The organism is Erythrobacter sp. JK5 (genome assembly GCF_018205975.1).
Classification (GTDB): domain Bacteria; phylum Pseudomonadota; class Alphaproteobacteria; order Sphingomonadales; family Sphingomonadaceae; genus Erythrobacter.
The window spans coordinates 200987-227272 of the sequence record NZ_CP073577.1; the positions used below are offsets into that span (position 1 = coordinate 200987).

25 protein-coding genes are annotated in these 26286 nt (G+C 64.9%); 10 read left to right on the plus strand and 15 right to left on the minus strand.

The features are described from left to right. Positions 1 to 18 precede the first annotated feature (18 nt). The 3 genes from KDC96_RS00850 to KDC96_RS00860 are packed head-to-tail and all read left to right on the plus strand — an operon-like array spanning position 19 to position 2366. Positions 19 to 462: a hypothetical protein gene (locus KDC96_RS00850; RefSeq protein WP_212449891.1), complete on the plus strand. Its 444-nt coding sequence runs from the start codon at positions 19 to 21 to the stop codon at positions 460 to 462. A gap of 9 nt (positions 463 to 471) precedes the next feature. Then, the gene (locus KDC96_RS00855) at positions 472 to 1761 is read left to right on the plus strand and encodes a NupC/NupG family nucleoside CNT transporter (protein WP_212449893.1); all 1290 of its coding nucleotides are present in this window, start codon (positions 472 to 474) and stop codon (positions 1759 to 1761) included. Beyond that, the gene (locus tag KDC96_RS00860; protein ID WP_212449895.1) at positions 1761 to 2366 is read left to right on the plus strand and encodes a CDP-alcohol phosphatidyltransferase family protein; all 606 of its coding nucleotides are present in this window, start codon (positions 1761 to 1763) and stop codon (positions 2364 to 2366) included. The genes KDC96_RS00855 and KDC96_RS00860 overlap by 1 nt, the downstream gene beginning before the upstream one ends. On the opposite strand, the gene KDC96_RS00865 is transcribed toward KDC96_RS00860, so the two are convergent. Then, entirely contained in the window at positions 2363 to 3166 is an 804-nt protein-coding gene (locus tag KDC96_RS00865; protein ID WP_212449896.1) for a DUF1499 domain-containing protein, read from the minus strand. The two genes, KDC96_RS00860 and KDC96_RS00865, sit on opposite strands and share 4 nt — an antisense overlap. Before the next feature lie 233 nt (positions 3167 to 3399). On the opposite strand from KDC96_RS00865, the gene KDC96_RS00870 reads away from it, so the two are divergent. Beyond that, positions 3400 to 3978, plus strand: coding sequence for a pseudoazurin (locus KDC96_RS00870; RefSeq protein WP_212449897.1), 579 nt, complete (start codon positions 3400 to 3402; stop codon positions 3976 to 3978). A gap of 118 nt (positions 3979 to 4096) precedes the next feature. On the opposite strand, the gene hemA is transcribed toward KDC96_RS00870, so the two are convergent. Genes hemA through bchF form a run of 14 tightly spaced genes read right to left on the minus strand, consistent with a single transcriptional unit; the run spans position 4097 to position 19622 of the window. After that, positions 4097 to 5317, minus strand: coding sequence for a 5-aminolevulinate synthase (hemA, locus tag KDC96_RS00875; protein ID WP_212449898.1), 1221 nt, complete (start codon positions 5315 to 5317; stop codon positions 4097 to 4099). Between the two features lie 23 nt (positions 5318 to 5340). After that, a complete protein-coding gene (gene puhE, locus KDC96_RS00880; protein ID WP_212449899.1) occupies positions 5341 to 6138 on the minus strand; it encodes a putative photosynthetic complex assembly protein PuhE in 798 nt (265 codons plus the stop codon). Further along, positions 6132 to 7208 (minus strand): magnesium-protoporphyrin IX monomethyl ester (oxidative) cyclase, encoded by a 1077-nt coding sequence (gene acsF / locus KDC96_RS00885; RefSeq protein ID WP_212449900.1) that lies wholly within the window; start codon positions 7206 to 7208, stop codon positions 6132 to 6134. Before acsF ends, puhE begins: the two co-directional genes overlap by 7 nt. Continuing rightward, entirely contained in the window at positions 7205 to 7534 is a 330-nt protein-coding gene (locus KDC96_RS00890; RefSeq protein ID WP_212449901.1) for a hypothetical protein, read from the minus strand. Before KDC96_RS00890 ends, acsF begins: the two co-directional genes overlap by 4 nt. Further along, positions 7534 to 8028 (minus strand): photosynthetic complex assembly protein PuhC, encoded by a 495-nt coding sequence (puhC, locus tag KDC96_RS00895; protein WP_212449903.1) that lies wholly within the window; start codon positions 8026 to 8028, stop codon positions 7534 to 7536. Before puhC ends, KDC96_RS00890 begins: the two co-directional genes overlap by 1 nt. Then, complete coding sequence (gene puhB, locus KDC96_RS00900) at positions 8025 to 8753, minus strand: photosynthetic complex putative assembly protein PuhB (RefSeq protein ID WP_249171863.1); 729 nt, start codon at positions 8751 to 8753, stop codon at positions 8025 to 8027. The genes puhC and puhB overlap by 4 nt, the downstream gene beginning before the upstream one ends. After that, complete coding sequence (gene puhA / locus KDC96_RS00905; protein ID WP_212449906.1) at positions 8744 to 9544, minus strand: photosynthetic reaction center subunit H; 801 nt, start codon at positions 9542 to 9544, stop codon at positions 8744 to 8746. Before puhA ends, puhB begins: the two co-directional genes overlap by 10 nt. Positions 9545 to 9590: 46 nt before the next feature. Then, positions 9591 to 11027 (minus strand): BCD family MFS transporter, encoded by a 1437-nt coding sequence (locus tag KDC96_RS00910; RefSeq protein ID WP_249171864.1) that lies wholly within the window; start codon positions 11025 to 11027, stop codon positions 9591 to 9593. After that, the gene (bchM, locus tag KDC96_RS00915; RefSeq protein WP_212452260.1) at positions 11024 to 11743 is read right to left on the minus strand and encodes a magnesium protoporphyrin IX methyltransferase; all 720 of its coding nucleotides are present in this window, start codon (positions 11741 to 11743) and stop codon (positions 11024 to 11026) included. The genes KDC96_RS00910 and bchM overlap by 4 nt, the downstream gene beginning before the upstream one ends. Further along, the gene (bchL, locus tag KDC96_RS00920; protein ID WP_212449908.1) at positions 11743 to 12639 is read right to left on the minus strand and encodes a ferredoxin:protochlorophyllide reductase (ATP-dependent) iron-sulfur ATP-binding protein; all 897 of its coding nucleotides are present in this window, start codon (positions 12637 to 12639) and stop codon (positions 11743 to 11745) included. The genes bchM and bchL overlap by 1 nt, the downstream gene beginning before the upstream one ends. Positions 12640 to 12658: 19 nt before the next feature. Then, positions 12659 to 16231: a magnesium chelatase subunit H gene (locus tag KDC96_RS00925; protein ID WP_212449910.1), complete on the minus strand. Its 3573-nt coding sequence runs from the start codon at positions 16229 to 16231 to the stop codon at positions 12659 to 12661. Beyond that, a complete protein-coding gene (bchB, locus tag KDC96_RS00930; RefSeq protein ID WP_212449912.1) occupies positions 16221 to 17783 on the minus strand; it encodes a ferredoxin:protochlorophyllide reductase (ATP-dependent) subunit B in 1563 nt (520 codons plus the stop codon). Before bchB ends, KDC96_RS00925 begins: the two co-directional genes overlap by 11 nt. Positions 17784 to 17787: 4 nt before the next feature. Further along, a complete protein-coding gene (locus KDC96_RS00935; protein WP_212449914.1) occupies positions 17788 to 19080 on the minus strand; it encodes a ferredoxin:protochlorophyllide reductase (ATP-dependent) subunit N in 1293 nt (430 codons plus the stop codon). Further along, the gene (gene bchF / locus KDC96_RS00940; protein WP_212449916.1) at positions 19077 to 19622 is read right to left on the minus strand and encodes a 2-vinyl bacteriochlorophyllide hydratase; all 546 of its coding nucleotides are present in this window, start codon (positions 19620 to 19622) and stop codon (positions 19077 to 19079) included. Before bchF ends, KDC96_RS00935 begins: the two co-directional genes overlap by 4 nt. 252 nt (positions 19623 to 19874) lie before the next feature. Between bchF and KDC96_RS00945 the strand changes: the two genes are divergently transcribed. The 6 genes from KDC96_RS00945 (at position 19875) to KDC96_RS00970 (ending at position 26276) form a co-directional block, all read left to right on the plus strand. Continuing rightward, on the plus strand, positions 19875 to 20783 hold the full coding sequence (locus tag KDC96_RS00945) for a B12-binding domain-containing protein (protein ID WP_212449918.1): 909 nt from the start codon (positions 19875 to 19877) through the stop codon (positions 20781 to 20783). An 11-nt stretch (positions 20784 to 20794) separates the two neighbouring features. Further along, entirely contained in the window at positions 20795 to 22216 is a 1422-nt protein-coding gene (gene ppsR / locus KDC96_RS00950) for a transcriptional regulator PpsR (RefSeq protein WP_212449920.1), read from the plus strand. A 134-nt stretch (positions 22217 to 22350) separates the two neighbouring features. Next, positions 22351 to 23256: a chlorophyll synthase ChlG gene (chlG, locus tag KDC96_RS00955; protein ID WP_212449922.1), complete on the plus strand. Its 906-nt coding sequence runs from the start codon at positions 22351 to 22353 to the stop codon at positions 23254 to 23256. Continuing rightward, positions 23253 to 24590 carry a BCD family MFS transporter gene (locus KDC96_RS00960; RefSeq protein ID WP_249171865.1) on the plus strand — a complete coding sequence of 446 codons (1338 nt, stop codon included), beginning with the start codon at positions 23253 to 23255 and terminating at the stop codon, positions 24588 to 24590. Before chlG ends, KDC96_RS00960 begins: the two co-directional genes overlap by 4 nt. Further along, on the plus strand, positions 24587 to 25783 hold the full coding sequence (locus tag KDC96_RS00965; protein ID WP_212449924.1) for a geranylgeranyl diphosphate reductase: 1197 nt from the start codon (positions 24587 to 24589) through the stop codon (positions 25781 to 25783). The genes KDC96_RS00960 and KDC96_RS00965 overlap by 4 nt, the downstream gene beginning before the upstream one ends. A 10-nt stretch (positions 25784 to 25793) precedes the next feature. Next, positions 25794 to 26276: a TspO/MBR family protein gene (locus KDC96_RS00970; RefSeq protein ID WP_212449926.1), complete on the plus strand. Its 483-nt coding sequence runs from the start codon at positions 25794 to 25796 to the stop codon at positions 26274 to 26276. The last annotated feature ends 10 nt before the right edge of the window (positions 26277 to 26286 follow it).

Genomic DNA, 26286 nt, shown 5'->3' on the forward strand with positions numbered 1-26286 from the left:
CGTTTCGGAGACACGATTATGCTGACCAAGATTTCCCTCCTCATCATGCGCATCGGCACCGGTGGGCTGCTGGTTGTTTGGGGTCTGGTTCGCGCGGTCGGAGGCATGGGTCAGGGCCTGGCCGACAAATATTACAGCGGCGTCGGCTCCGATGTCACGCTGCAGCTGGCTTACGGCTGGGCCGAAATCGCGCTCGGGTTGCTGGTGATCCTTGGTCTGTTCCGCACATACACGCTGATCGGATCGGCGGTTATCCTGGTCGGCGGAGCGATCCCGCTGTGGCGGCATTTCCTCGATCCGTTCGGCGAGTATCTGTTCGCCAGTCCGGACGATGCGAATATCCTGTTTTTCCCGTCGCTCACGGTGGCGGGCGCCGCGCTCGCGCTGATTGCGCTGCGCCGCTTCGACACGCTGGCGCTCGACAGTCTTTTCGGCAAGAAGGCTTCCGACACCGAAATCTAGGGGACGGTATTGGACATCTTCGACCAGCTGCGCGGGATCGCCGGGATCGCGGTCCTGCTGCTGATCGCATGGGGACTGAGCGAGGATCGCCGCGCGCATCCCGGCTGGCGCTGGGTGCTGGGCGCGCTGGCATTGCAGGCTGCGCTGGCGCTGCTGATCGTGCGGGTGCCGTTCGTATGGGCGCTGATGGGTTACGCCAACGAAGGGGTGGCAGCGATCGAGCGCGCGACGCTCGACGGGTCGTCCTACATGTTCGGGTATCTCGGCGGCGCGCCCCTGCCTTTCGAACTGAAGGATGGCGTGCAACCGCCTCTGATCATTGCGTTTCAGATCCTGCCGCTGGTAATCGTGTTCTCCGCGCTCGCGGCGCTGCTTTGGCATTGGGGCGTGCTGCGCTGGCTGGTGAACGGGCTGTCGTTCCTGCTGCGCCGCACCCTCGGCGTCAGCGGTGTGGTCGGCCTGTCGGGCGGGGCCAACATGTTTCTCGGCGTGGTCGAAAGCCCGCTGGTGGTGCGCGCCTATTTCGCGAAGATGAGCCGCGCCGAGCTGTTCCAGGTGATGGTGCTGGCGATGGCGACGATCAGCGGCGCGATCCTGATCCTGTATGCGACCACGCTGCGCGAAACGGTCGACGATGCGGTGGGGCACATGATCTCGGCCTCGCTGGTGTCGCTGCCCGCAGCACTGCTGATCGCGAAGCTGATGGTGCCGGGCGAAGGGACGACCGAGACGGGCGAAGACGAAGGCAACGACAACGAACCGGGCCTCAAATACGAAAGCAGCATCGATGCGATCGTGAAGGGCACAATGGATGGGATGCAGCTGTTCCTCGCGGTGATCGCGGTGATCATCGTGGTGTTCGCGCTGGTATCGCTGGCCGACCAGGCGCTGGCATTGCTGCCGCTGGTGGGCGACGAGCCGCTGACATTGAAGCGCGCGTTCGGCTGGGCCTTTGCGCCGCTGATGTGGCTGATCGGCGTGCCTTGGGCCGAGGCGCAGGCGGCGGGCGGGCTCATGGGGACCAAGGCGATCCTCAACGAATATGTCGCCTATCTCGAACTCGCGGCATTGCCTGAGGGGACCTTTTCGGATCGCAGCCTGCTGATCGTCACCTACGCGCTATGCGGGGTGGCCAACCTGGCGAGCGTCGGCCTGCTGGTCTCGACGATCGGCACGCTCTGCCCCGAACGCCGGGCCGAGGCGGCCGGGCTTGGCATCCGCAGCTGGATTGCGGGCAATCTCGCCACCGCGATGACGGGCGCATGGATCGGGCTGGTGACGTTCGGGAGTTACGGCTGATGCTCGATGCGATGCTGCGCCCGTTGATCGATCCGCCGCTGGCGCGCGCGGGCCGGGCGCTGGCCGGGATCGGTATTACGGCCAACATGCTGACATTCGGCGGGCTTGCGCTGGGGCTGGGCGGGGCGGTTGCCATCGCGACCGGCAAGGTCTGGCTGGGCCTTGCGCTGATCCTCGCCAACCGGCTGCTCGACGGGCTCGATGGAGCGGTCGCGCGGGTGCGAGGGCCGACCGCGCTGGGCGGCTATTTCGACATCGTCGCCGACTTCGCCTTCTACGTTTCGATCCCGCTCGGTTTCGGAGTGCTGGCTGCCGCAAACACCCTTCCCGCGCTGGTGCTGGTGGCGAGTTTCGTGCTGACCGGAGTGAGCTTCCTCGCCTTCGCCGTGATCGCCGCCGAGCGCGGCGCACAGACCGAGGCGCATGGAAAGAAGAGCTTCTTCTATTCCACCGGCCTCGCCGAGGGCACCGAAACAATCGCGGTGTTCGTCGCGATGTGCCTGTTCCCGGCGTGGTTCGCGGTCATTGCATACAGCTACGCCGCGCTCTGTGTGATGACGGTATTCCAGCGCAGCGCGACGGCGATCGCGCTGTTCCGCGACTAGCGCTGGCCGATCCGCGCCGCGGTCTTTGCGCGCAGCACCCGGATGCGTTCGGCATTGGCGCCGAGATCGCTGCGCCCGACGCGGCTGACCGAGCGGAAATCGATCTGGTTCTCGCCCACCCGGGCAACGACGTCGTCCTTGAACCCGAACCAGAAGGTTTCCGCCACGCCTTCGACCATCCCGGTTTCGACGTCGGAGCGGATATTCTCGAAGCCCATTTCGCCCATCGCCGCAGCCACTGCCGCGATCGCATCGGCCGGGCTTGCGCCGCCGAGCGGCAGCGGCGCGAGCCCGGCATAACGTTCGGTGATGATCTGCGCGTGCGACTGGATCGAGAGTTCGGGCGGCGTGCCTTTGAACATCTCGATATCGCGCAGCGGTGTCTGGTAATCGTGGACCGGGTTCGCCCCGGCCTGTTCGCGCTCGGCCATCGTCGCCGCGGAGAATTGCGGCGGATTGCCGGTGTCGGTTGCAACGTCGTGAATCGGGTTCTCGTCAGCCGTGCCCGCCGCGCTCAGCCCGACCAGCGCGAATGCGGCGGGCACGATCAGCGCCAGCGCCGCGAGCGGCCATCCCTTGCGAGGCACCTTGCGCACGATCAGCACCAGCGAGATCAGTCCCACTACCGCGACGATGCCAAGCAGGAAAGGCCCGGCCCCGAAGGTCAGGCTCAGCAGCCCGGTCTGCCAGCTCCACAGGCCGATCTTCGTTCCGAGCGCTGCAATCGCGAAATAGACCGGCAGCAAGAGCGCCAGACCGAAGGCGATCCATGCGTGACGAGGCGTTTTTGTCTGTTCCATTGGCGCTGTTTAGCGCCGACGCCCGGCAAGGCAACCGCTAGCTGCTGGTCCACCGATCGGTCGCCGGTCGACATTTTCGGGAAACCCTTCGTGATTCAAGCGTTGAGGCAGCGCATAGACGGGGGGACGCTCAGCGAAAGCGCGGGCGGGATCGCCTTCTTTCCATGCCTGCGAAAGTGGATTAATACCCGCGCTGTCGCGGACGGATAGACGTTACCGAAGGGAAGAGAAGAATGAAGCGTAACACACTGCTTGGCGCGGTCGCATTCGCGAGCCTCGTTACCTTGTCGGCCTGTGGCGAAAGCCCGTATCAGGAGCCGACCGCCGAAGAGAGCGAAGCCGTTCCTGCGGCGGATGCCGATGCAACCGCGGATGCCGCCGCCTCGACCGAGCCCGAAGTCGAAGCCAACGGCACCGTGATCGATATCCAGATGTACACCCGCGATCCCGACGACGCGAGTGGTCTGCAGGTGTTCAAGCCGCGTCTGATCATGGCGAAGGTCGGCGATACCGTGCGGTTCGTGCCGACCGATCCGACCCACCAGTCCTCCTCTATCCCCGAGATGCTTCCTGAAGGTGCGCGCGGATGGCAGGGCGAGATCAACAAGGAAGTCTCGTACGTCCTGCCGAAGCCTGGCATCTACGGCTACAAGTGCGTGCCGCACTATGCCGCCGGCATGATCGGGATGATCATCGTCGAGGGTGACGGCAAGACCTCGAACCTCGAAGCCGCCAAGGCCGTGACCCATCCGGGTCTCGCCGGACGCGAATTCAACGAGATCTTCGAAGAAGCGGCGTCGATGCTCAACTGAGCTCTTCAACCCGGCAATTGCGAAGGGCGGCGTGGGTAGACCACGCCGCCTTTTTCGTTTGGATTGCAAGCTGTGCGTTTCCGCCTGAGCGAGGAGTCTCGCTGCGGCGCAAATGTCGTCACGCGGCAGTTTTCATCCGCGCCAGCTCGCACTGCGACCAGATTTCGCTGAGCGCGTTGATCAGCCGGTCGATATCGCCGTCGTCATGCACCGGCGACGGAGTCAGCCGCAGCCGTTCGGTGCCGACGGGCACGGTCGGATAGTTGATCGGCTGCACATAGATGCCGTGATTGTCCATCAGCCAGTCGCTGATCATCTTGCACTTCTTCGCGTCGCCCACCATCACCGGGATGATGTGGCTCGGGTTGTCGAGATGCGGGATGCCCATCATGTCGAGCTTGCGCCGCACCGTCTTCACCCGGTCGCGTTGCAGCTCGCGCTCTCGATCGCTGTCCTTGAGGTGGCGGATGCTGGCCGCTGCGCCCGCGGCGACAGCCGGCGGCAGCGCGGTCGAAAAGATGAAGCCGCTGGCGAAGCTGCGCACGAAATCGACCAGACTTGCCGAAGCCGCAATATAGCCGCCCATCACGCCGAACGCCTTGCCCAGCGTCCCTTCGATCACGGTGATCCGGTCCATCAGGCCTTCGCGCTCCGCAACGCCGCCGCCGCGCGGGCCGTAGAGGCCGACGGCGTGAACCTCGTCGATATAACTCATCGCGCCATGCTTTTCGCAGACGTCGAGGATTTCGGCGATCGGGGCGATGTCGCCGTCCATCGAATAGACGCTCTCGAACGCGACCAGCTTGGGTACGTCCGGCCCGTAGTCGGACAGCAGCTTGTCGAGATGTTCGACGTCGTTGTGCTTCCAAATTGTGTAGGGCGCGCGGGAATGGCGGATGCCTTCGATCATCGAGGCATGGTTGAGCGCGTCGGAAAACACCACGCAGCCGGGAATCTTGCTGGCGAGCGTGCCGAGACCCGCCCAGTTCGAGACGTAGCCGCTGGTGAACAGCAGCGCCGCTTCCTTTCCGTGGAGATCCGCCAGCTCGCGCTCCAGCTCGACATGGTAGTGATTGGTGCCCGAAATGTTGCGTGTGCCGCCTGCGCCCGCGCCGCATTCGTCGAGGCAGTCATGCATCGCTTCGATCACCTTGGGATGCTGGCCCATGCCGAGGTAGTCGTTCGAACACCACACGGTGACCGCCTGCGTCCCGTCATCCACGAACCGCGTCGCCTGCGGAAACTTGCCGCGATGCCGCTTGATATCGGTGAATACGCGGTAGCGCCCCTCTTCGCGCACGGCGTCGAGCTCGCTGGCGAAAAATGCTTCGTAGTCCATGGGCTTTCCCTCTGTTTCCCAAGTCATGTCGGTTCTCTCATCGTCCCGGTCCGGGCGCGCCGGGGCAGCGCCCAGCCCCACAACAGGCCGTCGCGAAACGGCAGCGCCAGAAATATGTGTTCGAGCGCGCCGAGCAGGCACAGTGCGAACAGCAATGTCGCGCCGACCATCTCCGCGCTGCCGCCGGGTGCGGCGATCGCGAGGCTGGCGAACCAGCCGCCGAGACCTATGATTGCCGCGATCGAGAGCGCCAGCAGCGCGGTCATCCGGTTGCGGCCGAAATAACTCTTCAGGTAATCGAGATGCGGCGGCAGCATTTCGGTGCTCGAATTCGGCACGCCGAAGAACAGGTTCAACTTGGACAGCAGCCGCAATCCGAACATCAGCGCGAACACCGTCGCACCGATCTGGTTGGGCGCACTCCACGATAGCGAGATCAGCATCAGCGCAGTCAGCGCAAGAGCGATCTCGTGATGCATCACCGTCGCGCTCGCCTGTGCGAAACGTTCGAAACCGCGCGAGTGCGGCGGGCAAGGCGTGCGTCGCGGCCCGGCGGCGGCACCCGTGAGAAACCCGATCTCGTGCCAGGCCCAGACCAGCAGCGCGCCGCCAAAGGCGGCATAGACCGCGCCGACCGAAACCGACCACGATGCGACAAGGATCGTGATCAGCCCGGCAACCCCGCCGATCCCGCCCACGATCAGGCTCTTGAGAAACGTATGGCGCTCACGGTTGTCCGCCCAGGCGATCAGCCCGGTGGCGACAAACCAGATCGCGACCGTCACCACGAACGGTACAATATGGCCGCTCCAGCTCACCATGCGGGCTGGAGCCGGATCGATTGCGGCAGGGTGTTGGGTCTGGTGCGATGGAAATACATCCGCGCGAAGTTGTAGCCTGCGCCCGCAGCCCCGGCGATGCGCTGTGCGAGGCCGACGATCCCGCCGCGCTCCTTGCCCGCTTCGATCTTCAGGGCCGCCTGCCGCAGGTTTTCCATCCTGCGGCGGAACGCCGGATCATCGATGTCGAGCTCGACCGGGAAGACCTGCCGGCTGATCTGGTTGGTGATCTCGAACACCTGGTAATCGTATTCGGTCGGGTCGACGCCCAGCGCCTTGTGAAACACCGGGCGGTTGTGGTCGCGCACATACATCGTGGCGTAGACCGACAGCAGGAAGAACCGCACCCACAGCGTGTTCATTCCTTGCAGCAGCTTGGGGTCGGACCGCAGCAGCATCGCAAATGCCTCGCCGTGGCGGAACTCGTCGTTGCACCATTCCTCGAACCAGTCGAAAATCGGGTGGAACTTGTTCTGCGGGTTCGCAGCCAGGTGCCGGTAGATCGTGATGTACCGCGCATAACCGATCTTTTCCGACAGATAGACCGCGTAGAAAATGAATTTCGGCTTGAAGAACGTGTATTTCTTGGTCCGCGTGAGGAACCCGAGATCGACGCCGATCCCGGCATCCTTCAGGCTTTCATTGATGAAGCCGGCGTGGCGGCTCTCGTCCCGCGCGAGCAGCTTGAATAGCTGCTTGACGTCGGGGTTCTTGGTCCGCTTGGCGATCTCTGCATAGAGCACGCATCCCGAAAACTCCGAGGTCAGCGAACTCACGAGGAAATCGGTGAACTCCGCCCGAAGTTCGGGTTCCAGCCCTTCGATGACGCCGGTGAAGCTGTCGTTGTGACGGAAGTGCTTCTTGTTGGGATCGCCGATCATTTCCTCGATCAGCGCGTCCCACTCACCGCGCACGCTCGAAACGTCGATCGCGTCGAGCGCGTCGAAATCGGTGGTGTAGAACCGGGGGCTCAGCATCGTGTTCTGCGTGGCGATGGCCATCGCGTCTTCTTTGGTGATCGGTGCCGCGGCAATTGCAGAATGCGCGTTCATTTGATCCTCCCGGCATTGAAACTGACTTCGTACAGCTCGGCCAAATCGAAATAGGCGGCGAAGCGGGTGAGGGCGCGTTTCAACGGTCCCGCGCGCGTCACCGTGGCAGTGCGCTCGAACACGGCCTTGCTGCCGAACGGGATCGCTATGGGATCGCCGTGCACGCGCACCTTGTCGCCCGGTTCCATCTCGATCCCGTCAGCCAGATCGACGTGGGCATGGAAATGATCCGGGCTCTGTTCGACCGTGATGGTGCAGGGCGTGTCGAATCGCCTCGCGCCGGCTGGGGTCGTCCGTCCGGCGATGTCGGCTGCGCGCGCACCCATCATTCGGCTCCCTTGTCGAGCATCGCGGCGAACACCGCGCGGTTATCCTTGCCGAAAGACGCGAGTTCGACCGTGCCGCCGGTGGTGGTATCGCGAAGGGTGAGCGCGCCGTTGTCCCACTCGATCAGTTCGAACGGGGTGGCGCGGCCGATCCCGTTGATCCGACGCTGGTGGACGAGACTGCGCGCGGTCGAGCGCACGAAGCCGCCGGTACCGGGTTCGAAACGGGCGATCTCGGCACCACTGGCTGCGTCCTCGACCCGCACCGTGCCGTCCGGCTCGTCGTAGAACTGCACCGAACGGGTGGCGATCGCCAGCGTGCCCTCGGCTGCGCGGATTTCGCTCGGGATTGCCTGCCGTTCGAAGATCCCGAAGCTCACCATTGTCGTCAGCGCGAGCGAGAACGCGACCACGCCGCCCATCATCATCAACGGCAGCTTGTGGATCGCGAATTCGTCTTCCTCGTAGGTGCGGACGATGGCGGCAACGATCATGCGGGCACTCCTTCCAGGCCATTGTCCGGGATGCCTTCGTGCGTCCCGGGGCGGGCCGACGGGACAGCGCCCCTGGCCTGCGTAGCGGCTTTGCCGGGCGCATCCTTGATCTCGGTCAAATTTCGCTCGATCGCCTGATGCCCGGCGCAGGCGTCGGCCAGCATCGCCGCGACCGTCTGCGCGTCAGGCACCGCGCGCAACATCGGCTGCGGCATCGCGAACTTGAACGGGCGCACGTGCGGCCACAGCAACACATGGCCGAGCATCCGATCGCCGTTGAGTTCGAGCGCGATATCGCCGTGCCCGGTGCCGCGATCATTGAGATGCGCCGCACCGATATGCTTCAGCGGGATGTTGATCCGGGTCTCGAGCGCCATCCCGATCCGCATGATCAGCCGCGCATCGGTGAGAATGTAGAGCGTGGTCCGCGCGCTGCGCCACGCGAGCAAGTGCAGCACGGCGATCGCCGAAAGGCCCAGCACCGTGCAGACCACCGCCGCGCCCAGGTTCCCCGCTGCTGCAGAAATCGCGACCAGCGCGAGGAAGTAGATCGCGATTGTGCGCGTATGGAATGCCGTCCGGGCAAGGATCGGCAGGTTCGGCTGCCCCTTCCACAGCACTTTCTCGTCCGCAGCGGGCGTGCCCATCGGGTCGCCATGGGCGGTCGGGCCGTCGTGCTCTTCAATGAACGCGGGCGAGAACTCGGGGGCGGCGTTCAGATCCACGGCTCGCTCCTTTCCGCGGTCGCATACATGTATCCGCCGCCGTAATACGCCTGGATCTTGTCCTCCTCGAGCCGGGTGATCTGGCCGGGCGTGGCGATCGGCGGCACGTTGTCGAACTGGTCGGCGGTGATCGCGTCGATATCGATCAGTGGGGTCAGATTGCCGAACATCAGGCCCTTGCCCTGCACCGCGGCGACACCCATCGGGGCAAGCACTGTCTTGCCCGAATTGGTCGTCACTTCGAGGTAGCGGATGATGTGTTCGGCCTGATCGACCCACACGTCGCTGACGGTGCCTGCCAGCTTCTTGTTGGCGTCGTAGACCGGCAGGCCGACCGGATTGGTATCCTGCGGAGCGATGGCGATTTCGTGGCTGTCGGCGATCGGAACGATGCGCGGGCGCCCGTCATAGGTGAGATCGGGGTAGTCCTGACGGTTGGCATAGGCTGCCGCGCCGAGACCGTCCTGCATCGCGTTGCCGGTCGGTACCCATGGCGCGCCGTGGCCGTTGAACGCCTGTTTCGCAGCGATATCGAGGGTGTCGCGCGGCACGTCTTCGGGAATGTAGGTCCCGCGTCCGTGAGGCAGGCTGAAGGTCTTCTTGCCGCCGTCGGTCAGCGGCACGCCGCTGTCGACCCGCCCGGTGACTTCGTCTTCCAGCGGATAGCCTTCGCGGCGGCTCTCGCGGTTGAGATAGATGACCAGCCCGATGAAGAACACGAAGAAGGCCAGGAAGGCCAGCTCGGCGACGTCGAACGTTCCGACGATGTATGTGACACCTTCACTTTGCATTGTACGTTCCTCTCATTCGTATGACGGCCATGGCGGCAGCCACGTGTCAGGTCGGAAACTCGCGCAGGCCGAACGGCTGGCCTGCGCTGTTCCGGGGATCGTTGGTGGTTCTGCGAGCGTGGCCGACCAACGGTCCGATCGCGGCGAGGCCTGCCAGCAGCAGCAGGATTTCGAGAATGTAGACGGTGCCATAGCCGGTGGCGCGGGTGGCGAGCACGGCGGACAGGCTGCCATCTGCGGCGAGCCACGCCATCACGTCGCGGGTCGCGCCGCCGAGCGCGATGCCCGCCCCGGCGCAGGTTGCCTGCACCGCGCCCCACGCTCCGAGAGCGAGCCCTGCGGTTTCGCTTTTCGCGAGGTTCATCGCTTCGATCAGCGTGCCGACCGAAAACAATCCGAGCCCGAGCCCGATCGCGGCTGCACCGCCGAACAGCATCACGGGCGATCCGAACGGTGCGGCGAACAGGATCAGCAGGAACGCGGCCACGCCGGTAACCAGGCCCGTGCCGGCGATGCGCAGCGGGTCCGCCCCCTTGGCGAGCGAGCGCCCCGACAACAGGAAGCCGAACAGCGCTCCGAATGCCCAGGCGCCGGTCAGCGCGGTGGTGGTACCGACCGACAGGCCGAGCACTTCGCCGCCATACGGTTCGAGCAGCGCGTCCTGCATCGCGAACCCGGCCGCGCCGATGCCGATTGCGGTCAGCAGCCGGGCATTGCGACCGTCCTTGACGAAGGTGTGCCACAGTTCGCCAAAACCCGGCGCATCGGGATCGGGCTTGGTCCGTTCGGGCGCGCGCGCTTCCTGCTTCCACAACGCGGTGAGGTTCAGGATCATCGTCAGCACAGCCGCACCTTGGATCACTTGTACCAGCCGGGTCGGGGTGAATTCGATCAGCAGACCGCCGATCACGAAGGCGGCGAACATCATGCCGACCAGCAGCATGACATAGAGCAGCGCGACCGCGCGTGGGCGCTTGTCCTCCGGCGCGAGATCGGTCGCGAGCGCGAGGCCCGCAGTCTGGGTGATGTGAAAGCCCAGTCCCGTGAGCAGGAACGCCGCGGCGGCGGCGATGACGCTGATCGGATAGGTATCGGGACGGCTCAGCAGCAGCAGTGCGAACGGCATGATCGCAAGCCCGCCGAACTGCATCAATGAACCGAACCAGATATAGGGTACGCGCCGCCAGCCGAGCGCCGAAACATGCCGGTCGGACCGGTGCCCGATCAGCGCGCGAAACGGCGCGACCAGCAGCGGCACCGCGATCAGCAGCGCAACCAGCCAGGTCGGCACGCCCAGCTCGACGATCATCACCCGGTTGAGCGTGCCGTTGAGCAGCACCGCCGCCATGCCCACGCTGAACTGGAACAAAGACAGGCGCAGCAGCTGCGGCAAGGGCAGCTCGGTGCTCGCCGCATCGGCAAAGGGCAACCAGGCGATCATCGCCTGGCTGATCTTCATCGGAGGGCGAGCGGTCTTGCTCATCCGCACTTCACCAGCTCGAGCGCCTGCGAGGTATAAAACCCGCTGGAGACTCGCCGCGTGCGACCGATGACCCAGCCGCGCAGGCGGGCGAGACGGTCGAAAAGCTCATCTTCGGCGACGGGCACGATGGCGGGCGAACGATCGCTCTTGGGAAAGACCTTGCCGACCCGATGCATCGCGCCGAGCAGCCGCGTGTGCGGCGCGAAAGTGAACAGGATCGAGCCTGTGCAACGCTCGCTCAGTTCCTCGATCGCATCGACCAGGTCTTCAGGCGTGTAGTGGATCAGCGAATCCATCGCGACGATATGCGCGAATGTGCCGAGCGCGGGATCGAGCATGTCGCCCGCGATCCAGCGGATACGTCCGTGGCCGATGAAGGAGGGGGTGCGCTCGCGCGCAACGTCGACGAGGCCGTCCGCGACATCGACCCCGGTGACCTCAGCCCCTCTGCACGCCGCGCCGATCGAAAGCGCCCCCGTGCCACACCCAGCGTCGAGCACCGGCGTCCGGCGCAAGTCCGTCGGCAGCCAGCTGAGTAGCGTTGTGCGCATTTCCTCGCGGCCCGCGCGCACCGTTGCGCGAATCCCGCTGACCTTGGCGTCGGAGGTGAGGTCGATCCACGCCTGCTTGGCGGTGCTGTCAAAATAGTTCGCGAGCGCTTCGCGGCGCTCGGCATAGGGACCGGCTTCGTAGAGCGAGGGAGAGCGTGTTGCCATCATTCAAACCCCAGAAAATCGAAGATGTCGCGGTCTTTCATCGGCTGTGCAGTCGAAGGCTCGACCCCAGCCCACAGCATCGCGGCGAGGCGCAGATATTCGTCCTGCGCAGCGACCACTTCGGGGTCGTCGCCCATTTCGAACAGCGTGCATTTCTTGAGGCGACTGCGCCGGATCGCGTCGACATCGCGGAAATGCGCGAGCCGCTGCATGCCGATCTCGTCGCAGAACCGGTCGATCTCGTCGGTCTCGCGGCTGCGATTGGCGACCACGCCGGCCAGTCGCACGTCGTAATTCTTCGCCTTCGCGCCGATCGCGGCGACGATCCGGTTCATCGCGAAGATGCTGTCGAAGTCGTTCGCGGCAACCACCAGCGCCCGCTCGGCGTGCTGGAGCGGAGCGGCAAACCCGCCGCACACCACGTCGCCGAGGACGTCGAAGATCACCACATCGGTGTCTTCGAGCAAATGGTGCTGTTTGAGAAGCTTGACCGTCTGCCCCACCACGTAGCCGCCGCAGCCGGTGCCCGCCGGGGGCCCGCCTGCCTCGACGCACATCACGCCGTTGTAGCCTTCGAACATGTAATCGTCGGGCCGCAGTTCTTCGCTATGGAATTCAACCGTTTCGAGCACGTCGATAACGGTCGGCATCAGCTTCTTGGTGAGCGTGAAGGTGCTGTCGTGCTTGGGATCGCAGCCGATCTGCAGGACCCGATGGCCGAGTTTCGAGAACGCCGCGGAGAGGTTCGACGAGGTGGTCGATTTCCCAATCCCGCCCTTGCCGTAGACCGCGAACACCTTCGCGCCCTTGATCCGATCGTTCGGGTCGAGCTGGACCTGAACGGACCCTTCGCCGTCAAGCCTGGAAAAGCCGGATTTGGGTGTGTGCAGGTTCATGGTTTCGATCCCTCGGTTCTCATTCGGCCACGAAGACGCCTTCGAGGCGGTCTTCGAGCTCGTCATTGGCTTCGCGCAGTGCGGCGAGCGTCGCTTCGTCGGGTGCCCACAGCTCGCGGTCGCAGGCTTCGAGCAGGCGACCCGCGACGCGGGCGGAGCTTTTCGGATTGAGTTCGGCGAGGCGGCGGCGCATGGCCTCGTCCAGCACGAACGTCTCGGAAATCTTCTGGTAGACCCACGGCTGCACCTGCCCGGTCGTGGCCGACCAGCCGAGCGTGTTGGTCACGTGCATCTCGATATGGCGGACGCCCTCGAAGCCGTGATCGAGCATCCCTTCGAACCATTTCGGGTTGAGCGTGCGGGTCCGGGTTTCGAGATCGACCTGTTCGGCCAGCGTGCGGACCTTGGCCGAGCCGCGCGTCGCATCGAGGATATAGACCGGCGCGTCCTTGCCTTTTGCCCGCGCGATCGAGCGGCTGACGCCGCCCAGACCGTCGACATACTGATCGAGATCGGTAATCCCGACTTCGACACTTTCGAGGTTCTGGTAGGTGAACTCGACGCCTTTCAGCGCGCTCTGGAGCAATTCGCGTTGCTGCACCGGAGTGCCGTTGACGCCGTAGGCGAAGCCCTTGTTGATCTCGAACGCGTTGGCGAGCTCGTCCGGATCGGTCCAGACGCCGCCTTCGATCATCTGGTTGACGTTGGCGCCGTAGGCTCCCTCGGCGTTCGAGAAGACCCTCAGCGCCGCCGTTTCGAAGTCGCAGCCATGCGCTTCGGCATGGGCGAGGCTGTGCTTGCGCACGAAATTGGCTTCGAGCGGTTCGTCGGCCTGCGACGCGAGCAGCGCTGCCTCGGCCAGCATCCGGGTCTGCAGCGGCAACAGGTCGCGGAAGATGCCCGACAGCGTCATCACCACGTCGATGCGCGGGCGACCGAGCTGTTCGAGCGGGATCAGCTCCGCGCCGCACAGCCGACCGTAGGAGTCGCGCCGGGGCCGCGCGCCGAGCAGCGTCAGCGCCTGCGCGATCTGTACGCCCTCGGTCTTCATATTGTCGGTGCCCCACAGCACCATCGCGATGCTTTCCGGAAACGGCTCGCCGCTTTCGACATGGCGCGCGATCAACCGTTCCGCCTGCTCGCATCCCAGCTGGCAGGCATAGGTGCTGGGCAGGCGGAACGGGTCGAACCCATGGATGTTGCGACCCGTGGGCAGGACATCGGGATTGGCGACGATATCGCCGCCGGGAGCAGGCTGGACGTATCCGCCGTCGAGCGCGTGGATCAGCGAGCCGAGTTCGTCGCTCGCATCGAGCTTCTCGCCGAGCGCCTTGCGGTCGCCATCTTCGGAGGCTTCGAGCATGGCATCGAGCATATCCTCGCGCTCGGCGCCGTGCGGATTGCGGCCCAGAACGTGCAGCCCATGCGGAATCAGCGTCGATTCGAGTTCGTAAAGCCGTGCGGCAAGCCCGCCGATGTCGCCGCATTCGATATCGAGCGCGGCGCTCTGGTCGCGAATGATTTGCGCAAGGTCGGTGCGCTCGGCCTCGTCGGTCGCCAACCGCCAGCGTTCGATGCTTCCCTTGAGTTCGGACAATCCCTTGTAAAGTCCGGCCTGCGCCAGCGGCGGAGTCATGTAGCTGACAAGCGTCGCGGCAGAGCGACGCTTCGCCAGCATGCCCTCGGACGGGTTGTTGGCTGCGTAAAGGTAGTAATTCGGCAGATCGCCGATCAGCCGCTCGGGCCAGCAATCGCCGGTCAGTCCCGCCTGCTTGCCGGGCATGAATTCGAGCGCGCCGTGGGTGCCGAAATGCAGCACCGAATGCGCAGCGAAATCTTCGCGGATCCAGCGATAGAATGCGCTGAAAGCGTGGGTCGGGGCGAAATTGCCCTCGAACAGCAGGCGCATCGGGTCGCCTTCGTACCCGAATGCCGGCTGGATCCCGACGAACACGTTGCCGAACTGCGCGCCGAGCACCTGGATATGCCCGCCGTCGCTCTGCGCCTTGCCCGGGGCGGGGCCCCATTGCGCTTCGATCTCGGCGAGATGCGGTTCGCGGCGCACGTGCTCGTCTGCCGGAATGCGCGCGGCGACATTGGCATCCGCGCCGAAACGCTCCGCATTGCCTTTCAGGATTGCGTCGCGCAGCGCGTCGACGCTTTCGGGGACGTCGACCGAATACCCTTCGGCTGCAAGCTTTTGCAGGGTCGCGAACAGCGATTGATACACCGACAGGAACGCTGCCGTGCCGGTTGCCCCGGCATTCGGCGGGAAGTTGAACAGCACGACGGCCAGCTTGCGCTCGGCCCGCGCGGAACGGCGCAGGGCGATCAACTTGCGCACCCGCGCAGCGAGCGCCGCAGCCCGCTCCGGATCGCAGGTCATCGTGTTGATCGAACCCGGGGTGCTCGACGATCGCCCACCGAACACGCTCGGCGCGATCGCGCCATCGAGCTCGGGCAGCGCGACCATCATAGTGGCTTCGAGCGGGAGCAGACCCTGCGGCCGTTCGCGCCATTCCTCGATCGCCTGAAACTCGATCGCGTGCGCCGCGATATAGGGAACATCGAGGTTGCCGAGCACCTCGCGCGCCGCTTCGGCATCGTTGTAGGCCGGGCCGCCAACCAGCGAAAAGCCGGTGAGATTGACGATGGAGTCGACCGTCGGCCTGCCGTTTTCGACAAAGAATTTCTCAATCGCGGGGCGCGCGTCTAGGCCGCTGGCGAATACGGGAATGACCGTCATGCCCGCCGCCTCGAACGCAGCGATCGCCCCGTCGTAATGCCCGGCATCGTGACCCAGCAGATAGGAACGCAGCAGGATCAGGCCGACCGTGCCGTTCTTGCCGCCGCCATCCTGCTTGGATGCCTTGGGCAGCAACCGCAGGCTCTCCGAGATGCGCTGCTTCGCGCCGGGATGATATACGCCGGTTTCGGGATATTCGAGCGGCGCGTCTGCCTCGGTCTCGCCGCGTCGGCCCTCGCGCTCGCCCGCCGCGTAGCGATCGATCAGCGCACGGACCATCGCGACCACGTTCTCGTCCGATCCGGCCAGCCAATATTGCAGCGTGAGGAAATAGGCGCGGACATCCTGCGCCGTGCCGGGAATATACTTGAGGATCTTGGGCAGGCGGCGCAGCATCTTCATCTGACCGGCGCCCGAGCTTGCGCCCTGCTTCTTCGATCCGCGCAGCTTCTTGAGCAGCGCCAGCGGGCCTTTGGCCGGCGCGTCCATGCGATAGCCGCCCATGCGGGTCAGCTTTACGATCTCGCCCGCCGACATCATGCACACCATCGCATCGCAATTCTCGCGCCGCGCTTCGAGGGTCGGCAGGATCGCGCGGCAGTGATCGTCGAGGAACAGCATCGTCGCAATGACGATGTCCGCCTCGGCAATCGCGTCCTTCGTGTGGTCGAGCGCCGCCGGGTCGCGATCCCAGTCCGATGCAGCGTGCAGGCTCAACGTGATCCGGTCGGTTGCGAGAACCTGGTCCGCCCGCTCGACTGCCCCCTTGAGGTGATTGTCGAGCGTGACGATCGCCACCTTGACCGGGGCGGGGCCGCTGGGGGAGGGGAGTACGCTACCGTGCATAATGCGCCTTCGCATCGTAAAGCGTGTCGAGATCGATCTGGGCGCGGCCCTGTTCGACGGCGAAGGCTTCGGTGTTGCGGCGCGCCTTGCCGCGCACGAAGAACGGGATTTTCTTCAGCTCGCGCTCGGCCTCGGAGGTCCACATCGCGCCGTCATGGGCGGTGACGCGCAATTCTTCCTCGATCACCGGCTCGTGAGGCTGGCCCGCGGGCTTCTTCGGAGCATGCGCCGCGTGGTGCGAGGGGCCGTTCTCGTCCGAAAACTCGAAATCCTCGCGGAACATGGTGAGTAGGTGCTCTTCCAGTCCCATCACCAGCGGATGCACCCAGGTGTCGAAGATCACATTGGCGCCTTCGAACCCCATCTGGGGCGAATGGCGCGCCGGGAAATCCTGCACGTGCACCGGTGAGGAAATGACCGCGCAGGCCAGGCCCAGCCGCTTGGCGATGTGCCGCTCCATCTGCGTGCCCAGCACCAGTTCGGGCGCGGCGGCGGCGATCGCGTCTTCGACAGCAAGGTGATCGTCGGTGATCAGCGGCTCGACGCCATAGAGTTTCGCAGCTTCGCGGATCTCGCGGGCGAATTCGCGGTTGTAGCAACCCAGCCCGCAGACCTCGAAGCCGAGCTCTTCCTTGGCAATCCGCGCGGCGGCCACGGCATGGGTCGCGTCGCCAAAGATGAAGACGCGCTTGCCGGTGAGATAGGTCGAATCGACGCTGCGGCTCCACCATGGAAGCCGGGAATGGGTGTCGCCGAGGGCAGGCGTGGGATCTGCGCCTGCCAACTCGGCGACTTCGGCAATGAAAGCACGTGTGGCCTTCACACCGATAGGGATTGAGCGGACTGTCGGCTGCTTGAACGTGCGTTCGAGCCAGCGGGCCGCTTCATCTGCAATTTCTGGGTAGAGAACGATGTTGAAATCGGCATTGCCGATCCGGGTGATGTCCTGCGGGCTCGCATCGAGCGGCGCGACGAGGTTCACTTCGACGTCCAGCATGTCGAGGATCTTGCGGATCTCGACGAGGTCGTCGCGGTGGCGGAAACCGAGCGCGCAGGGGCCAAGGATGTTGGCGCGGGCTTTGCGGCCTTCACGCGGTCCGGCGTTCACGTCCTTGTCCGCAAGGTGGCGCACGATCTGGTAGAACGTTTCCGCTGCGCCCCAGTTTTCCTTGCGCTGGTAACTCGGCAGCTCGAGCGGGATCGCGGGGCAAGGCAAGTCCATCGCTTCGGTCAGACCGCCAGGATCGTCCTGGATCAGTTCGGCGGTGCAGGACGCGCCGACGATGATCGCCTGCGGTTTGAACCGCTCGACGGCTTCGCGCGCGGCATCCTGGAACAGCTGCGCCGTGTCCTTGCCCAGGTCGCGCGCTTCGAAGGTGGTGTAGGTGACCGGCGGGCGTTTGTTGCGGCGCTCGATCATGGTGAACAGCAGGTCGGCATAGGTGTCGCCCTGCGGAGCATGGAGGACGTAGTGCAGGTCTCTCATCGCGGTGGCGACGCGCATCGCCCCAACGTGGGGCGGTCCTTCATATGTCCAGACGCTCAGCTGCATTGCCCTACACCTCCAGCACGTCACGACGCCGCAGCGGCCGTGCAAAGAGTTCGGCAAGATCGCCTGCCTGGTCGAAACCGTGGATCGGCGAGAAAACGAGTTCGATGGCCCACTTGGTCGAGAAGCCTTCCGCTTCGAGCGGGTTGGCAAGGCCAAGGCCGCAGACCGTAAGATCGGGCCGGTCGGCGCGCACCCGGTCAAGCTGGCGATCGACATGCTGGCCTTCGCTGATCCGCGCCGATGGCGGGATAAGGTCGAGTTCCTGTGCAAGGTGGGCGCGGTGGAGATAGGGCGTGCCGACTTCGACCGGTTGCATATCGAGTTCGGTCGCAAGGAAGCGCGCCAATGGCACCTCAAGCTGCGAATCCGGGAGAAAGGTGATGCGTTTGCCCGAAAGCGCGGCGCGCGAATGTTCGATCGCGCGTTTGGCGCGTTCACGGCCCGGTGCGCACACGGCATCGGCATGCGTTTCGTCGATACCGAACGCGGCGGCGGCAGCTTTGAGCCATCCGGTGGTGCCTTCCGCGCCGAACGGAAACAGCGCGTCGATGCGCTGTGCGCCGCGATTTTCCAGCGCCATCGCCGTTTCCGCAAGGAAGGGCTGGGCAAGAAGATAACGGGTGTTCGAACCAACCGCAGGCAGGTCGCGGGCGTTGCGCGCTGGCAGGACGCCGACGCGCTCGATCCCCAGCTGTTTGAACAGCCGCAGGAACTGGTCTTCCACGATATCGGGAAGCGCGCCGACGATCAGCAGCTCTTGCGGAGAGTCGGCGGCCAAGGCGGGCATTTCAGGGACAAGCGCGGCGAGGCACGCATCTTCGCCCTGGGTAAAGGTCGTTTCGATCCCGCTGCCCGAATAATTGAGGATGCGAACCTGCGGCATGTGCCTTGTGTCGAGGCGTTCGGCGGCTTTGCCAAGGTCCAGCTTGATGACTTCCGACGGGCACGATCCGACGAGGAACAGCGTCTTGATGTCGGGACGGCGCGCCAGCAGGCGATCGACCACGCGGTCGAGCTCGTCCTGACAATCGACCATCCCGGCCAGATCGCGCTCTTCCATGATCGCGGTGGCAAAGCGGGGTTCGGCGAAGATCATCACCCCGGCGGCGCTTTGCAGCAGATGAGCGCAGGTGCGCGAGCCGACGACAAGGAAGAAGGCGTCCTGCATCTTGCGGTGCAGCCAGACGATGCCGGTCAACCCACAGAATACTTCGCGCTGACCGCGTTCGCGCAGGACCGGGCGCTGCGTTTCGGTTTCGGCCTGGGTGCAGCCTTCGAGAGTGCCGATCGCGTTCATGCCGGCACCGCCTGCGTCCGCGCCGCGTCGAGCCGGGCCAACCGCAGCTTCCACAGAAACTGCCCGGCATTGACGACATAGGCGGCGTAGGCCCCGAGAGCGACCAGCAGCCGTTGCTCCATCGTGCCGATCCCGCCCAGCAGCATCACCAGGTAAGTGGTGTGCAGCGCCAGCACGAGCATCGAGAAGACGTCCTCCCAAAAGAACGCCGGGGCGAACAGCCAGCGCCCGAACACGACCTTCTCCCAGATCGAGCCGGTGATCATGATGGTGTAGAGAACCAGCGTCTTGACGACGATCGAAAGATCGGCGGCGAAGGCTCCTTCGCCAGTCGTGAGCGTGCGCACGACGAGCGCGAGGCTGATGAGGAAGACAAGGAACTGGAAAGGGGCGAGGAGGGCTTGCACCACGGTCCAGTTCGACTCGTCCCTCCGGCGGCGCTCCGCTACTGAGTAGAGCGCCTTCCCGATCCCCTGTGCTTCGCTTGCCTGCGCCTTTTCTGCCGCAGGCTCGACCGGGGATGCCTGATCCTTCGGTGCCATTTGCCTTGCGATTGGCCTTTCTCCTGAGACTCGAACCTTTGAACCTCGTGGCGCAATGTGTCAATTCTAATTGACGCTCAATCAACTTGACACTTGGCGTCCGGGTCGGCAGCTTGATTGCGTATCTGGTGATTCAGGCGTAAGGCATGCTTGTCGGCACGAGGTGAGTCGAAGCGCATCTCCTTACCGATATCGACGCGATCCGCGCCGCATCCGGCCTGGTAACAGTCCGGCAGGATGGGAGGGTCAGGCATGGCTCCTGTAGGGAAGGTTGGAGTAATCGGCGCAGGCTCAGCGGCCTGGCGCAAGGTGATTGCCGACCCCCTGAAACGCCGCATGACCGGGGGCAGCGGACATTTCGACGACAACGGCGATCTCGCCAGCGATTCGATCAACACCATCATCGAAGGCGAGATTATTCCGCGACTGCTGGTCGCACACTGTGCGACGGAAAACCTCCATCCGCCTGTCCGCAACGATGAAATCGATCATGCCGAAGCCATGCGTTTCGCCGCGCTGCCGCTCGAACTCGAAGCCGCAGCGCTGCTCGAAGAGGTGGACAGCTATCTCGAACAGGGCATCAGCGTAGAGACCGTGTATCTCGATTTGCTCGCGCCCGCCGCCCGTCGGCTGGGCGAGATGTGGGAACAGGACGAGTGCGATTTCATCGATGTTACAATGGGATTGTGGCGCCTGCAGGAGGTGATGCGCGACATCGCCGCGCGGTCTCCGCCGATCGTCGATGCGCTCAACGCTCCGCGCAGCGCGCTGTTCTGCCCGGTACCCGGCGACCAGCACAGTTTCGGATCGATCATGATCGAGGACGTGTTCGCCCGCGCCGGCTGGAACAGCGAAGTCATTCCCCGGCCGGAGCGCCGCGAATTGCTCGATGCGGTTGCGAAAAGGCCCTTCGACCTGCTGGGATTGACCCTGTCGCGCGATTGCACTAGCGCGGCGGTCTCGAAGCTGGTGGTGGCTGTTCGCAGCGTATCACTCAATCCTCACATCTCTGTTCTTGTCGGTGGTAGAATGGTCAACCAGAACCCCGCAATGGTAGCCGAGGTGGGAGCCGATGGAACCGGGGTCGACGCGCGTGCAGCGCTGGAAGTGGCAGAGCGCCTCGTGCTCGCCGCTCCGGCGCTTGCCCAACCAATGAGATAGGTCGAACCAGGATGCTGACGCGCAAGCACAGTATCGAGGGAAAACACTCCTTCGGGCATGCTGCCGAGCTTTTCGATACGCTCGATGCCGACGCGGCGATGAAGCTGGCGATGGTCGCCGGGGACGTCACGCTGGTGCTCGACGATGCCGGCACCATTCTCGATGCGGCATTCGACCCGACCGATTTCCCCGATTTTGAAAACTGGGTCGGGACCAACTGGATCGAAACCGTGACCAGCGAAAGCCGGCCCAAGGTCATGGAAATGCTGGCCGCTGCCCGGCGCGGCGAGGTGCAGCACTGGCGACAGGTCAACCACCCTTCGCCCGCGGGGATCGTTCCGGTTCGCTACGCGGTGCTGACCGTCAATGGCGGGGAAAATCGCATCGCCTTCGGGCGTGACATGCGCGAGGCGGGCAAGCTTCAGCAACGCCTGCTGCAGGTTCAGCAATCGCTCGAACGCGACTATCTGCGGATGCGCCAGCTCGAGGCGCGCTATCGCATGCTGTTCGATCAGTCGGTGGAGCCGGTCCTGATCGTCGAAGCTGGTTCGCTGCGGATTCGCGAGGCCAACCCGGCCGCGCACAGCCTGCTCGGGTCCCGCGCCGGAACCCTTCCGGGCAAGAAGCTCCTGACCATGATCGACAAGGGATCGCGCGACGCGCTGCAATCGCTGGTCGGTGCGGCGCAGGCATCGAATGCCGTCACGCCGATCGAAATCCAGGTGACGAAGAATTCCCGGACCGTGACCGCGTCGGTCGCCGGTTTCATGCAGGATCGCGGGCACTTCCTGCTGATGCGGCTGATGCCAGCCGGTGATGCGGCGAAGGGCGAAGAATCGCCGGTGATCGATCTGGTTGACCGGATGCCCGACGCCTTCGTCGTCGCCAACGCGGATCTCGATATCGTCAGCGCGAACCACGCCTTCGTCGAGATGGTGCAGGCCGCCAGCCTCGATCAGCTCCGCGGCCGCCATCTGGCGACGATCATCGGGCGCCCGGGGATCGATCTCGATTTGATCGAGGGGCAGATCGATCAGCATGGCTCGGCGCGCAATGTCAGCACCGTTCTGCGCGTGGGCCAGGATCCCGAAGGCGAGCCGGTGGAAATCTCGGCGGTGCGCAGCGGCGGCGAAGATCCGCTCTACGCCTTCGTCATCCGCCCGATCGGGCGCCGCCTGCGCGACCTGCCGCCGGGCACGCAGGACCTGCCGCGCTCGGTCGAGCAGCTTACCGATCTTGTCGGGCGCATGTCGCTCAAGGATATCGTGCGCGAAAGCACCGACCTGATCGAGCGGCTCTGCATCGAAGCGGCCTTGTCCTACACCTCCGACAACCGCGCTTCCGCAGCCGAAATCCTCGGCCTTTCGCGGCAGAGCCTCTATTCCAAGCTCCATCGCTACGGACTTGGAAATCTCAACAGCGACGACGACTGATCAAGCTGGCTTGACACTGCCGTATTGATCCGACTTGACGCTTTTTTGCGCCGAGTTCCGCGCGATTGCGATAATCGCGCAGAATACTGTCAAAACAATTTGACGCCCTCTACTGTCAGGCATAGCCTGCCGGCATGGAACGATCAGCGGTCTCGACTTGCGCAGCGCCGATTCCGGCGCTTCCCGACGTCGTGCAGCTGCTGAAACCCATCACCTGGTTTCCCCCGATGTGGGCCTTCCTGTGCGGCGCGGTGTCGTCCGGCGTGGGACTGGACGGGCGCTGGTTGTTCGTGCTGGGCGGGGTGCTGCTCGCAGGGCCGCTCGTCTGCGGCACCAGCCAGGCGGTGAACGACTGGTTCGATCGTCACGTCGATGCGATCAACGAACCCGACCGACCCATTCCTTCGGGCCGGATTGCCGGACGCTGGGGGCTCTACATTGCGCTGATCGCGACCGCAGTCTCGGCGCTGGTCGGTTGGGCGCTCGGCCCGCTGGTGCTTCTCGCGGCGCTTGTCGGTCTCGCGCTTGCATGGGCCTACAGCGCGCCGCCGTTCCGCTTCAAGACCAGCGGCTGGCTCGGCCCGGCAGTGGTCGGCTTCACCTACGAAGGGCTGAGCTGGTTCACCGGCGCTGCCGTCATGCTGGGCGCGCTGCCCGATGCGCGGGTGCTGATCGTGCTTGGCCTCTATTCGATCGGCGCGCACGGGATCATGACGCTCAACGATTTCAAGGCGGTCGAAGGCGACCGTGCGACCGGCCTCAAATCGTTGCCGGTCACGATGGGCGTTGCCAACGCCGCGCGGCTGGCCTGCGCGACGATGGCGGCCGCGCAGCTGGCGGTGATCGTCATGCTGACCGTTTGGGGAATGTTTCTGACGGCGACCATCGTCGGCCTGTTGCTGATCGCGCAGGGCGTAGCGATGCCGCGGCTTTTGTCCGACCCCGCGAGATACGCGCCCTGGTACAACGGCGTGGGTGTCACGCTCTATGTCCTGGGCATGCTCGGCGCGGCATTCGGTCTCGGCGGATATATCCTGTGAGTGCCGCTGCGCCAACGGGCCTCGGTTGGCTTGCAATTGTGCGGATCGGGCTGGTTCAGGCGTGTCTGGGCGCGGTCGTGATGCTGGCGACAACGGTGCTCAACCGTCTGATGGTGGTCGAATATGCGCTGCTGGCGGCAATCCCGGCGGGGCTGGTCGCGTGGCATTACGCGGTCCAACTGTCGCGCCCGCTGTGGGGACACGGCTCGGACCAGGGCCGCAGGCGCACCCCGTGGATAATCGGCGGGATCGCAACCCTCGCCGTCGCGGCCGTGCTCGCGAGCCAGGCAACCTTGATGCTGGCGGCGCAGCCGGTGCTCGGCGCGGTGCTCGCAGTTCTCGCCTACACGCTGATCGGGGTCGGCGTGGGCGCGGGCGGGACGTCCGCGCTCGCCTTGCTCGCCTCGGGCGTTGCGCCGCAACGGCGTGCCGCAGCGGCTGCGGTGACGTGGATCATGATGGTCGCCGGGATCGTGATCTCGGCCATCACAGTCGGCGAACTGCTCAAGCCCTTCTCGCCCGGGCGATTGCTGACTGTCGCGAGCGGTCTCGCAGTGGTGGTGATTGCGATCGCCGCGCTGGCGACCTACCGGCTCGAGCGCGCGGACTTCGTTTTCACCGAAACCGCCAAGGACGGGCCGCCGCCCGATTTCCGGGCCGCGCTCGAGGAGATCTGGCGCGAGCGCGCGGCGCGGCGCTTCACCGTATTCATTTTCGTTTCGATGATCGCGTTCAGCATGCAGGATCTGATCCTGGAGCCGTTCGCGGGCCTGGTCTTCGGCATGTCGCCGGGCGAATCCACGCAGCTCGGCGGCCAGCATCAGGGTGGCATCCTAATCGGCATGATCGCCGCCGGGATCGGCGGCAGCGCCTTTGCCGGACGGTTGCCGAGCGATCTGCGGATCTGGATCGTCTCCGGCTGCCTTGGATCGGCGCTTGCGCTGGTGGGGCTGGCCGCTGCGGCGATTGCCGGGCCGGGCTGGCCGCTCGGTCTCAACGTGTTCGTGCTCGGCCTGTGCAACGGCGTGTTTGCGGTCGCCGCGATCGGCGCGATGATGGGGCTCGCCGGGGCGGGCGAAAAGACCCGCGAAGGCGTGCGCATGGGAGTGTGGGGCGCAGCGCAGGCGATCGCCTTCGGGCTCGGTGGGCTGACGGGCGCGCTGGGGGTCGACGTTGCCCGCCGGGTGCAGGCGCATGACGGCGGCGCGTTCCAGCTGATCTTCGCCATCGAGGCCGCGCTGTTCGTGATCGCCGCAGCGCTCGCGCTGCGCGCGACCCGGTCGGTTTCTCCACGCCGCCCGCAACTCAAACCCGATTCAGAGGTGTTCGCATGACCGAGACGATTTTCGATGCCGTCGTAATTGGCGGCGGGCCGGCCGGCGCTACGGCCGCGACAGAACTGGCTCTGGCCGGTCATTCGGTACTGCTGATGGAGCGTGGGGGCCGGATCAAGCCCTGCGGCGGCGCGGTGCCGCCGCGGATGCTCAAGGATTTCAACGTGCCGCAAAGCCTGCTGGTGGCGCGCGCGCGATCGGCACGGATGATCTCTCCTTCGGGCCGCAAGGTCGATATGCCGGTGGGCGAGATCGGCTATGTCGGGATGGTCGACCGCGACGTGTTCGACGAATGGCTGCGCGAACGCGCGCGGATGTCGGGCGCGCAGCGGGTGCAGGGGACCTTCGAGAAGATCGAACGCGACGACAACGCGCATCCGATCGTCAGCTTCCGCCGCGAGCGTGGTGGGCCGATCGAGCGGGTGCGCGCGCGGGTGGTGGTCGGTGCCGATGGCGCGCGGTCGTCGGTGGCGAAGCAATGCCTACCCGATGCCGAACGGGTCAAATGCGTGTTCGCCTATCACGAGATCATCAAATCGCCCGAAGGCGACAGCGACGCGTTCGACGGCGCGCGCTGCGATGTTTTTTATCAGGGGCGGCTGTCGCCCGATTTCTACGCCTGGGTGTTTCCGCATGGCGACACAGCCAGCATCGGCGTCGGCAGCGCGAACAAGGGCTTTTCGCTGCGTGGCGCGGTGTCCGAGATGCGCTCCGATCTCGATCTGACCCGCTGCGAGACGCTGCGCCGCGAAGGCGCGCCGATTCCCCTGAAGCCGCTCAAGCGCTGGGACAACGGCGCCGACGTGATCGTCGCGGGCGATGCCGCCGGGATCGTCGCTCCGGCTTCGGGCGAGGGCATCTATTACGCTATGGTCGGCGGGCAGGTCGTTGCCGAAGCGGCGAGCCAGTTCCTGCGTACCGGCGAGGCGAAAGCGCTGAGGACCGCGCGCAAACGCTTCATGAAGGAGCACGGCCGGGTGTTCTGGATTCTCGGGATGATGCAGTATTTTTGGTATTCGAGCGACAAGCGCCGCGAACGGTTCGTGACGATGTGCGACGACAAGGACGTGCAGCAGCTCACCTGGCAGGCCTACATGAACAAGAAGCTGGTGCGCAAAAAACCGCTGGCGCATGTGAAAATCTTCCTCAAAGACACCGCGCACCTGCTTGGCCTGAGGGCGGCGACGCGCTAATCCCCGAAGCATGAGCAAGACCTGGATATTGCCGGGCCTGTTGGCGGCGGTCGCGGCGATCATCGTCGCAGCACTGGGTGCGACGATTACCGATCTCGGCCCGTGGTATCAGAGCCTCGACAAGCCGGGCTGGAACCCGCCCGATATCGCGTTCCCGATCGGCTGGACGCTGATCTACGCCTTCAATACCTATGCGATCGTCGCCGCATGGCGCGCCGCGCCCGACAGCAAGGTATCGGACACCATTATCGGGCTGTTCGCGCTGAACGCGTTTCTCAACATCACCTGGAGCATGATCTTCTTCCGTATCCAGCGGCCCGACTGGGCGTTTGTCGAGCTGCTGCTGCTGTGGCTCTCGATCCTCGCGCTGGTGTGGTATTGCGGGCGGTACTCCAAGACTGCGGCGCTGTTCTTCCTGCCCTATCTCGCCTGGGTGACCTTTGCCGGTGCGCTCAACTGGGCGGTTGTCGAGCTTAACGGCCCGTTCGGCTGAGAGCGCATCC